Here is a 12464-nt window from a genome sequence, read left to right as displayed (position 1 = left end):
ACTCCTATTTTTTGTTTTGAATTTGATCTTTATGATTTTCGATATCTGTTTGGACTTTTCCAGTTCCAATGGGATTGGAACTAGCTTTCGAATCGCTCTGATCCGTCCCCAGCCGTAATGTCTGAAGCAGCTTCCTTTTGGCATTGGAATAACCAACTAAAGAAATTAAGGCCGGTAACGAGGCGGCAGCTGGCGCAAAATACCTAAAACAGCCATTAACCGGCGAAGCTATACAGGTCAAAACCACCAGCAATATCGCCACGCATGGCAGTGCAAATACATAATTTTTTGTCTTCAAAAGCCAAAAAGTAATTAACACAATAAGCCATGTATATACTGCAATTACATTTGTCAAACTCACAACCGGCAAATGTTCCCAAAGATCTGCCCATTTATCTAAAATTTCACGGGGTACTGCTAACACTTTAGGCTGAGATAAATAAAAAACATTATCAGGATAATATTGCGTTCCAAGCCAATTCCAAATACACATATTGCTGTTCCAATTACCATCGTTGTAATTGCCAATCGGTGTAAACGCGTAATAACCATAGGAGCCACCCAAAAATGCTTCTAAATACGTCATGGGATAGCGCATTAAATATTTTTTCCACACTGGCAGCAGTTGATGAATCGCCTGCTTAGTAGAAACACCAGCTAAAGGGGAAGCAAATTTAATTGGATCGGACACTAATGGGTCGTAATTCTGAACAGATTCTATAGAAATCACGTGACGAATCTCGTGAATATCCTCTTTTGTAAGTTCATCACGGTGATCTCGAACGGTTCTTGCAATCTGTTGGAACGGCACCGAGAGTGCTTCCGTTGAGCTTCCTTTAACAACGCCAACAAAATGGTAAATACTGTAATTAAAAATAAAATAACTGGAAAGCAAAAGTAGAAGCAAGACACTTTTAATTACTTTCACACGATGACGCATAAAATAAACGATGAGCAGCAATGTAACTGGCAGAATACAATAAATGAAATTGTTCCGCATGAGGGACGCAAAAGCGCCTGCTGCCCCGTTGGCGATATAATCGTAAAGACGGTCTTCTTTTTTTTGAACTTTATTAATCAATGCAATCAGCGTCAAAATATACAGACAAAAGATAGCCGCCCCAAACGTATCCTTAAAAGCATGCTTCGCATAGGCACCCCACACAGGTGTGATCGCGTAAAACAAAATTGTTCCCAGATACACCCATTTCGGAAGTCCTGATTTTTTGACAAAAAATGCGCAAAAAGAGTAAATGCACACAATAACTGTATCTCGCACTAAGACAAACAAGAAAATGCCTAAATTTTGGTTGCCAATGGCAGCTCCTAGACGCCAAAAAGTTGAAATCATTAAGTTGGACAGCCAAGGATGATGATTGCTTGGCGGCAACTGTCCAATTACTGTATCAATCTGAAAAAATACATCGTTATCCATACTTGCTGGATAATAGATGATCACCCACGGCAGCCAAAAAAGGCTGATAACAATAACACTGAAAAGGAAGGGGTGTTCCTCAATAAATGTAAACTTTGTTTTAGACTCAATTGGCAGATTCATATTGTGATCAAAAAATAAAAAGATACAATAAGCAATCTCATAGAAAATAACGGCGTATCCAATTGCGATAAAAATGCTGCAAAGTGTCAAACTTCCCGAATTAAAAGGCAAGCGACCATTGTAATACATGTGAAGACCGCATGTATTTGAAATGCCGAAAATAATGCTGACAACAATGAGACCGAATGATGGATGATATTCATTTTTTTGCTGCAGACTCGTAATCAGAAACAAAGAGACAGCAAAAAAAATGGACAAGAAGGCTGTTATCACTCCAAAGCCGTTAAAACTAAAGGCAACATTGAGAAAACTGTTAATGCCTGAAAAAGTAGTGGTTTGATTCGGCTTCGGCTGATAATTCCACGTTACAACAGCAGACAAATAAATACCTGCGGCCAAATATAGGAGAACTTTTTTTAAAGATATTTTCAAAAATGTCATATTAACCCAATGGATTCCTTTCTAAATTTTTAAATAAATTCAACTAATCTTCGCCTGAATCAAAAAATTTTTCCACCACTTTTTAATAAAATACCCAATTTTCATCAAAACAAAAGTAATAACCAACCCAAACAATATGTATAGAATAGCTAATTGTTTTTTCGGAATACAGTAGTAAATCTGTGTCTTATATCTTCCTACATCAAAAAGAGCATTCTGAGAAATCTTTCCACTGATTTTTAACGCCAAATAAATTAATGTATTCATTACAAAATACCCAAACAAATGAAATGACATAATCCACTTTGAATTTTTACCAATAAAAATTAGTGATTTAAACTTTTGAGGAATCTGAGCAATAAATTCTGAGATACGTAACCAAAAGGTAATACCAATAATTCCCTCTATATAAAAAGCAAATCCGTAAAATCGAAATCCATTTGTTATTCCCCAAAGACCCGAATCAAGGTCACCATGTAGGAGTACGATTATTATCCCTTGAATTATAAAAAGAGTTGCAAAATATTTGCCATTATTTATTTTCTGAATTCTTTCTTCAAGGTAGTATCTATAAAAATAGCCTACTTCTAGAAAAAATATCATTATTAATGAACGAAGATATACGATCATATATTCTGGCGGATTTATTTTTTTGACGATAACAACACTTATCAATCCAACAGCTAACGTAATGAATAATAAAATCAATTCATATTTTTTACTATTTTTTTTGAAAATTTCACTTGTGAATTTTCGTAATAAAACATAAAAAATTTCAGCTAAAAAAATTGCAATTAAATACCACGTTGGTATAGAGAAATTAATCGGTTGTTCTCTTACCCATGGATTTACCAACCATATTCTGAACGAAAATGAATCTCCAATTGCAGCAAATCTCTTGAATTTTAATATACTTTGAAGTAAATAAAATGCACCATTAACTAAATAAAAAGGAAGAACCATCGTTCGAATTTTTTTCAAGAAAAATTTACTAAAATGCTTTTCCTGGTTTTGATTATAAAAATAGCCCGATATAAAGATAAAAAGTGGCATATGATATGCATAATACGGGAACCAATCATTTAATGTCATTAACCCCTGGGATGAATCACCCATATGGCCAAGCATTACTGCCAGCATCCCGATTGCAGAAAGTATACACATTTGATAATTAAATTTCTTATTTGATGTGATAGAAATATACTCTTTATTTTCTTCTATGATACTCATCTCAACCTCATTAACCAATATTATTCTGCTTTCCAATTTAGTGATTTTTACATATATTATTACGTAGAAAAGCCCTTTTACATTATTTTTGTAAAAGGGCTCATTTTATTTTTCCAACCTAATTAAAAATTGGAATACGCCTTATTCATATCAATACTGCCCGACAATCCCGGTACACTGCCACGATCACTGTACTGCCAAATATCAATATGATTACTATATTGCGGTTTCGAAGAGTTATTCCACGAATATGGATATTGCGCGTACCAAATCTTATAATTCTTAATCATGCTATAATCCAGATGATTATTAAGCCAATTCTGATTCGCATAAATCATCGGCGTATAACCCGCTTTTTTCACTTCTTCACAGAAAGCGATGGCATTCTTTGACTGCTGCGTTTTGCTTAAATAAGAAATACGATTATCTTCCAAATCGATACAAATCGGCATTTTTAGGCTTCTACCATTCAGCAAGCTAATGGCGTAATCCGCTTCCTGACGCGCTTCTTTTTCGTCGTCTGCGTAGCTGTACACATAAACGCCGAAGGGCATCCCTGCTTTTGTCGCATTTTCATAATTGTTATTGAATTGCTTGTCCATCGCGCCATTTCCCGCATGGCCCCAGGCAATTCTCAGCATTGCAAAGGAGTATCCAGCATTTTTCGCTTTGCGCCAGTTATCCGCGCTGATGTATCCCTGCCATTCTGAGACATCGAAGCCTAAACCGCCGGCATAGACTGAACCAAATTCCGAAGTCGAAGCCTTGTTGATGTCAAATTGCTGCGCCGCCGTATTGTTATTGGTATAAATCTGAAGCTTTGCGTCATCGCTCGTGGATGCACCAACAACGTCTAAGGCATAACCTGTCGCACATTCTGGTCTCAATGCATAATGATTTCCAGATCTGACCAAAATCCATCTTTGCGCTTTTGTACTATTCGATGGATAGGCTTGGACATATGCTTGTTTGTTTGCTCCACCCACAACATCGAGCGCCTCAGATTTGTTTCCTACATTTACAATTGTGTAGGAAAGATCAGCATTACGTTTAAAAATCCAGCCTTGATCAGAGGATGACGACTTAGTATTTTGTGTAATCCCATTTCCGTTGATTGTCAGTGATTTGCCGCTTTTCACATTAGTAATTCTAGCGGTCACATTGTCTCCTATGTCTACAGCCTGAATATATGAAGACGAATCAGTTACTTTCTCAATTGTAAAGGCTTGCGCTTTTGTCCCATTTGACGTGTAAAGCTGGGCTTTGGCTCCTTCAGAAGTTGAACCATCTTTTATGTCCAATACACGATGATCCGAAACAGCCGGTTTCAAATTGTAGGTCGAACCGTTTTTTTCAATCGTCCATCTTTGAGCTTTTGTATCATTTGAGGAATAGGTTTGAATGGCAGTGCCATTGACATCCCAAGCACCACTCACATCTAAAACTTTGCCAGAAGCCTGATTAGTGATTTTATAAACACCGTCCACTAATTCAAATTTCCAAAGCTGCTGTTTGATATTACTGGAGGCCGTTTGAACGACTTGACTGTCACCACTTTCAGTTAATACTTTACCATTTCCAGCATTTACTACCTTAGCAACAAATCCCGTTCCAACATTTGCTGTTGGCATCTGTTGTTCATCGATCGTCTTCTCTACAGTAAAAGATTGCGCACTTGAATTATTCATTCGATACAATTGCACATTTGTACCAACATTTGAACTATTGCCCGCGATATCTACGCTTCGAGAGCCTGACATTGCCGGTCGTAAGGTATATGAGCCGTCACTTCGTTTTAGTAGATACCATTTCTGCGCATTGGTTTGATTCGAAGGATACGTCTGAATATTGGTGCCATCCTTGTCAATCGCGCCGAATACATCTAATACTTTTCTATTTGCACAATATGTAATTGTATATGTGTTTGACGATTTATTTAATTCAAATTTCCATACTTGATTTTTAGAAATTTGTGTATTATCAATCACAACATTAGAACCGGTGACTGATAGTGAACGTCCTGACGAAGTCAAACGCGCGTAAAAGTTTGTTCCCAAATCTGTGGAACCATTAACGGGATTTCCAATCACAATTTTAAACTTTTGCGCTACGGTATTATTTTCCTGGTAAAGCTGAACGTTTGTACCATTGGTATTAATTTTCCCGCCTGTGACATCCATCACTTTGTCACCAGAGCAAGCTGGCTGGAGCGTATAACTGCCATCTGATTCAAGATTTAAAGTCCACTTTTGAGCGTCTGATCCATTATCACTATAGATCTGAATGTTTGCACCATTTTTATCCGATGCACCGCTAACATCTAAGGCTTTTTGCGTTCCTTTATTGATTATTTTGTATTGTCCGCCGCCTATTGGAATGAATTCCCAATACTGATCCTGGCTGTACTGATTGGTTTCTAAAACAATGACATTATCACTATCCCGTGATACTGCTTTATCGCCGACTAATATTTGAGCTGTGAAGCTGTCTTCCGGCAAACTTTCCGCTGCATTAACAGACTGCGGAATAAATAAAAATAATGAAATAAAAAGAAAGCCCAAAATAAAGACAATATTTCTCGCTATTCGTTTTGAAACACCCATACAACCACCCTTTCAAAATTCACTATATAAAAATACAGTTTTATTATACTTTAAAAATTTTTTTAAGTAAAGAATCTTCTCTATTCTTAATTTTTATATTATGCTTGAAAATAAAAGAAAATACCAATAAAATAAGATCATTGTTTAAAAAGGAGAAATTAAATGAGAAGTATTAAGTCCCTCTATTTTAAATACAAAGAAATTATCAACTATTTAATTGTCGGCGTATTGACAACAGTTGTCAGCCTCGGTGTTTATTATATTTGCACTGTTACCTTTCTAAATCCCAAAAACGCTTTTCAATTACAAGTAGCTAACATCATTTCATGGATCTGTGCTGTTATTTTCGCTTATTTTACCAATCGTAAATACGTTTTTGAAAGCAAAAACCCCAATATCCTTAAAGAAGCTTCGGCTTTTTTCTTATCAAGAGTCGGAACACTATTGATGGATATGGGGGTAATGTTTATAGGCGTTACCACCATTGGCGGGAACGACAAAATTGTCAAACTTATCTCTCAAGTCGTCGTGACCATCGGCAACTACGTTTTTAGTAAATTGTTTGTTTTTAAAAAGGGACAATCAGAATAACTTATAGTTTTAAAGATTTTTTTCGTTTTTCTTTTGATATTCTAATTGATTTAGAGTGATTTCGAATTGTCTGCGGCTGTCCTTCGCACTGTTAGACAACATAAGGCCTGTGAAGAATGAAATCATGGAGGCCATCGCAACAAATCCAGAAACGATTAATGTTGGAAATCTTAAAACCTCACCAGTTTGTAAATAAGCTCCAAAAATAGGGAAAAACAAAATCGCAGCAATTGCCACAAGTGCCAATGCGATAATTCCAAAAAATCCGAAAGGTTTATAATTTTTGTATAGTCTTCCGATCGTTCCCAACACTTTTATGCCGTCTGAATATGTACTGAGTTTTGATACTGATCCTTCTGGGCGATCACGGTATTCAATGATTTCATTTTCAATCTGCATGTTGTGATCTACCGCATGAATCGTCATCTCTGTTTCAATTTCAAAGCCTTCTGACAAAACGGGGAAAGATTTAACGAAGTTGTAACTGAAGGCACGCATCCCCGTCATGATATCTTTAACATCACATTTAAATAAATTGTTGATGCTGCTTCTCACAACCGTATTTCCAAAGTTATGGAAAGGACGCTTGTTTTCTGTAAAGTATGTAGAAGAAAGTCGATCGCCGACAACCATATCCGCATTGTAGTGCAAGACTTTGTCCACCATCGCAGGTGCTGATTCCATCGGATAGGTATCATCACCGTCGATCATGACGTAACATTCTGCATCAATTTCCCGAAACATCCTGCGAATGACATTTCCCTTTCCCTGCTGATATTCATGACGGACAATCGCACCTGCACTTTCTGCGATCTGAGCTGTTTCATCAGATGAATTGTTATCATAAACATAAATTTTAGCTTCTGGAAGAGCTCTTTTGGAGTCTTCTACTACTTTTTGAATCGTTTTTGATTCATTATAACACGGAATGAGTATTGCTATTTGGTCCATTTTTCTCCAATCTATTTATTTCTAATATTCAATTTATTAATTATATTGTTATTTTTCAAGAAAATAAATATCTGTTATTAAAACTCATTATTTTTTGTATCTTTTTCGACCACTCCTGGCGACAACATTATCCCAATCCAGATTGGTGTACAAGCATAAACTGGGTATAAATACCTAAACAATACTACTGGCCCCAATAATAGAGTCAACCAAACCAAAAACACGACTAGTGCAGGTAAAATATATTTATACCGCTTATTATAAATACACCAACTAATAAAAAATAACATAATCCACACGCTTAATGCACCACTAAAGAGTTGTGAAATTATCGGTATTTTTTGATATACATTATATATTGAAATCACACGCAATCCCTTAGTTACTTTTTCCAAAAAATGAAATGTGCTACGCTGAAGCAGAAGAGGTTTACCTGGAAACGCCCAAGACGTCTGAGTACTGCTTAAATCATATTCCCAATACGGATGGAAAGCTGCTGGGTCTCGATAATTCATATCCGGATACCAGTTACCCACTGAAAGTCTGGCCCAAGCATCTAAATAATAGCCAGGATACTTCTCTCCCATCTTTATGTACAATTGAATAAATTCCTTGGGATTTTCTTTAAACGCCTTTGAATTAAATGTATTTTTTACAGAATCTGCAATTCCCTGTGATGTAATAGAATATTGCGTGCAATTTGGAACATATTTTTTTATTTCTCTCTTTTCACTTGCTGATAATTTAGTTCCAGTATGTATATATACTCTTGATAGCTGGACACAAGGGACGCTCATCATTTCATGGATCGAATCTATCTTCTTCACATGACAAGCCTTTGCTAAAGGTCCTTGATAAATTGCAAATAATACTAAAATACTGACAAATATGACACCCCAAACTTTTTTATACTTTTTCGAAAATACAATCAAGAGTATCGAAACCAATACCGTAATATAAATTCCCTGGCTTCTAAATATACTTTGAAAGAAAAATACAATAATTAATGCAATGATCCATTTAATACTCTTCAATTTTTGAGGATCTTCAATTGTATATAACAGCATTACGGTTAGGTATACTACCATAGCTGCATATACGATATCCTTTGTACCTGAAAAAGACATGATCATGTTGCATGGTAAAATTGCCATTAACACAATTGTCACAATCCTGAAAATTCGATTGATATTTCTTTTCCGTAAATATAAACAGATATACGCAAAGGATGATGATAAAATGAGCATTTGTATAATCGAATAAATAAAAAAGCCCTTCTCATAACTTCCCAACAAGTTTCCTAGTGTCCATGTACAAAAGCCTAGCAGGTAAGTGTGAATATATGGATGTTGAGATATAATCTTATGAATTATATAAAAATATATTTGATAAATGCAATCATAACCATATACGCCTGGATATGATGCTATTAAACCAATAAACCAGACGCCAAAAATAATTCCCCAACATACGATAAAATATTTCTTTAGATTTATTTTGTCAAATCGGCTATTTTCTGAGCAGATTACTGGACGAAAAGTCAATAATAAAATAATAATGGGACTCCAAAATGGAATGCCGCATAAAAATTTAATCCAGGTTTTGATCTTTCCTATTTCTACTGTATCGAGAAGTAATATATTTTTCCCCAAAACCATAAAAATTGAAAATATTAATCCCAAAACAATAGAGACAATTAATAATCTGATGTCTTTTTCTCTTTTTATTTTCTTTGTCGCTTTATTTATTAAAAATAATACGCCTATAAATACGACCAACGAATAGATGCTATTTGAAAACTCAAATAGTGAGTGATCGCTTTTTAGTGTACTATTGATAAACAGCAAGCTCGCAAAACCAAACAACAAATTTATAATATTAGAAAAATATTTATTGATGATAATCCTTTTCACAAAAATACCACTTTTTTATATCAAACCATTATTTACAGAAAAACATTTTCAATCTAAATTAGTGTATCGACATAAACTGAATATAGATACCAAATAGATTGTCTCTTTTATCTTTATTACTTCATTATACCTACTTTATTCTTTTCACATTTTCAATATTACTTTCCGAAGCAATATAATGAGGCCTATTTTTCGTCTCCATATAAATTTTTGCGATATATTGTCCAATAATCCCCAAACAAAAAAGGATCAAGCCACTCATGAAAATGACAATACAAACCATAGATGCCCAGCCTTGAACGGGATCTCCTAGGGCCAGCTTTTTAACGATAATGACAATTAATGCAATCAACGAACCAATAGTTGAAAAGCCGCCAATATAAGATACCATGTCTAACGGTGCCTGAAAAAAATTGATAATTCCAGAAATAGCATATTTAAATAGTTTCCAGAAATTCCATTTTGTTTCTCCAGCAACACGTTCTACATTTTCATAAGGCATCCAATATGTTTTAAAGCCAACCCAACCAAATATGCCCTTGGAAAATCGATTGTATTCTGACATTGAAATAATGGCTTCAACCATTTCCCGCTTCATTAATCGAAAATCTCTTGCGCCGTCCACCACATCTGCGTCAGAAACACGATTAATAATTCTATAGAATTTTCTAGCAAAATGGCTTCGAATTGGAGGCTCGCCTTTTCGATCTTCCCGTCTCGTCGCCACACTGTCATATTCACTATTTTCTAAAATTTCAAGCATCTGTGGTAATAAAAATGGCGGATCCTGCATATCTGCGTCCATCACTGCAACATAATCACCTTTTGAATTGCAGAAACCTGCATACATTGCAGATTCTTTCCCAAAATTTCTGGAAAATGAAATATATTTAACATGATCGTCACAAGAAGCAAACTTTTTGATACTTGCTAAAGTACTATCTTTTGATCCATCATTCACAAGGATCAGTTCATAGGAGCATTCTATTTTATTAAATACTTTTGTAATTTCTTCATAGAAAATTGGTAATGCTGCCTCCTCATTATAGCAGGGTACTATTACCGATATTTTAACAGACATTTTTGCTCTTCCCCCGTTTGTATACATTTTGATATCACTTAAAATACAAAGTACCTAAATTTACTTATATAAATAATCTATTTTTCTCAATACTTTTATAATTTTATTGGGTATATTAATTCAATTCATCTCTTTTTATAAATAACTATCTAAGAAATATCCTTAATATTATTTTTCTAAATAATATAATTTTTGTCCGCAATAATCATCAATTAATGAATCATGATTATAACCATTTTGCCTTTTTACTTCTTTTATTATATTGGATATGGACTCTTCATCTTCTCCATTGTGGAAACAGATCAATAGCTTCTGAGTTCTATCTCCTGATATTACGGTATCTAATCCTTTAGTGTTTCCACTATATATACAAGAATATTTAGCTTGAGTAAGATATTGCAAATGATTGACACTACACCACCAATCTGCTGAACCACTATTTCCTTCATATATTACTAATGTCATATTCTGTTTATTTTTTTGAATTAATTCATTTACTCTTGGATAATTTCTATTATATAAAAACGTATTCTCAATATTATAAGTATTTTTACAAAATAGTAGTACAATCAAGAACAATATAACAAATGAAATTTTGGGAGTATATATTATTTTATTCCATAGAGACATAAATATATACACAAAGACAAGAGACGCGATTGGATAAAGTATCACTAAATATCGAGTTGCAATATATAAAGACGATTTAATTACAATTGCAAAAACCCCAATGATAATTATTATAGACGCAATAATTGCAAAATAACCAATTGTCAAATCTAGATTTTGAATGTTATTTTTCTTATTAATAAATAGCTTAGATTTTTTGTGTTTTTCTCTAACTATTATTAACAAATTAATCAGCAACAGTCCAAGTATAATCAAAAAAGTAACTTTTAGTCTATTTCCAAACAGATCAAACTTAATGATATTAATATAATCCTTAATTTTTAACCAGTATTCTAGTCGCGTTGCTTTTTGAAAATTTGAAATACCTTGTGTTCCTGTTTTTCCAAGCATTTGTGGTATCATTGCCGGAAAAGTTATAACAGACAAACCTAATACAAGAATATATCCTAAAATATATTCTAGACATAGCTTTGTTGATTTACTATCTATTATTAAATAAACCACTGTACATAAAGAAAGAAAAAACTGAAAAAAAATAAAATAATATTGAGTTAATATTCCACAATATCCCACTAACAATATCAAAATAAGATTTTTTATTGTTTTCTTTTCTAACAATACTAAATGGAGATAAAAAGAAATAATTCCCCACATGGTTAACATTGCATACATACGTATAAACAATACGTTATTGATATTACCCCAGGAAAATCCGAAAAAGATCAAAACTGCTGCGGTCATCCATCTATTTGAAAAAACCTTATTTGATGTTTTAGCAAGAAAAATTTGAGTAATAACAAAAAAAATAATATTTAGAATTATTCCTTGCCATTTATTTAAACTCGGACTTACAAAAATTGAACAAATAGTATGAAGTACAACGTAATAAAATGGAGGATGGACATCTTTTGATTGATTATAAAAAACTGATCGATATATAAATCTATGGTTATTAGTTACATTAACTCTTGTAATCCAAAACTTTGAATTTAGTACCTTGTTGATATTCGATTTCGAAACATGCCCTACGAAAGGCGAATAATAACTATTTGCTAAATTAAATGAGTAATTTTCATCTCCAAAGAACCCATCTTTCTGTATTGCAAAATGTACAACAGCAATAATCTGCACTACTATTATTAGGCAAAAAAATAAAACAAAAAATGTATTTTTATTGTCTTGTAAATATTTTTTAATATTTTTTTTCACAAATTAATTCCTTTTTATTCAACGCTAATCTAAAAATATTAGAATTGATTTTTTATAAAGAATTCTTCTCTACTATATATACTACACTAAAAAGATATACAAACATTCCTCATTAAAGATATTCTAACATGATTTTTTAGATCTTAATAGATGAAAATTCATACAAAACCGAATCATCAATAAAATTATAAACAAAATCAAAAATTATACTTTTAGTCTCTATTTGTTGCACTGGTATATTTTACAAATATTACTAA

At 33.5% G+C, this 12464-nt stretch carries 8 protein-coding genes; 1 reads left to right on the top strand and 7 read right to left on the bottom strand.

The genetic code is table 11. The features are described from left to right. Window positions 1–4 precede the first annotated feature (4 nt). The 3 genes from FYJ52_RS04150 to FYJ52_RS04140 all read right to left on the bottom strand — a co-directional run bounded on the left by FYJ52_RS04150 (window position 5) and on the right by FYJ52_RS04140 (window position 5832). Window positions 5–1999, bottom strand: coding sequence for a DUF6020 family protein (locus FYJ52_RS04150; protein ID WP_154576003.1), 1995 nt, complete (start codon window positions 1997–1999; stop codon window positions 5–7). Window positions 2000–2038: 39 nt separating this feature from the next. Further along, window positions 2039–3229, bottom strand: coding sequence for an acyltransferase family protein (locus FYJ52_RS04145; protein ID WP_154576002.1), 1191 nt, complete (start codon window positions 3227–3229; stop codon window positions 2039–2041). Window positions 3230–3351: 122 nt separating this feature from the next. Next, complete coding sequence (locus FYJ52_RS04140; RefSeq protein WP_154576001.1) at window positions 3352–5832, bottom strand: RICIN domain-containing protein; 2481 nt, start codon at window positions 5830–5832, stop codon at window positions 3352–3354. Window positions 5833–5994: 162 nt separating this feature from the next. Here FYJ52_RS04140 and FYJ52_RS04135 point away from each other — a divergent pair, with 162 nt between their 5' ends. After that, window positions 5995–6423, top strand: coding sequence for a GtrA family protein (locus tag FYJ52_RS04135; RefSeq protein WP_154576000.1), 429 nt, complete (start codon window positions 5995–5997; stop codon window positions 6421–6423). A gap of 9 nt (window positions 6424–6432) precedes the next feature. Here FYJ52_RS04135 and FYJ52_RS04130 read toward each other — a convergent pair whose 3' ends face one another. The 4 genes from FYJ52_RS04130 to FYJ52_RS04115 form a co-directional block, all read right to left on the bottom strand. Then, entirely contained in the window at window positions 6433–7374 is a 942-nt protein-coding gene (locus FYJ52_RS04130; RefSeq protein ID WP_154575999.1) for a glycosyltransferase family 2 protein, read from the bottom strand. 77 nt (window positions 7375–7451) lie between these two features. Next, window positions 7452–9287 (bottom strand): DUF6020 family protein, encoded by a 1836-nt coding sequence (locus FYJ52_RS04125; RefSeq protein WP_154575998.1) that lies wholly within the window; start codon window positions 9285–9287, stop codon window positions 7452–7454. Window positions 9288–9417: 130 nt separating this feature from the next. Further along, complete coding sequence (locus FYJ52_RS04120) at window positions 9418–10368, bottom strand: glycosyltransferase family 2 protein (protein ID WP_154575997.1); 951 nt, start codon at window positions 10366–10368, stop codon at window positions 9418–9420. 168 nt (window positions 10369–10536) lie between these two features. Further along, the gene (locus FYJ52_RS04115) at window positions 10537–12207 is read right to left on the bottom strand and encodes a glycosyltransferase family 39 protein (RefSeq protein ID WP_154575996.1); all 1671 of its coding nucleotides are present in this window, start codon (window positions 12205–12207) and stop codon (window positions 10537–10539) included. Window positions 12208–12464: the final 257 nt, after the last annotated feature.

The organism is Pseudoramibacter porci (assembly GCF_009696145.1).
Classification (GTDB): domain Bacteria; phylum Bacillota; class Clostridia; order Eubacteriales; family Eubacteriaceae; genus Pseudoramibacter; species Pseudoramibacter porci.
This window is presented reverse-complemented; position numbering and strand designations above follow the sequence as displayed.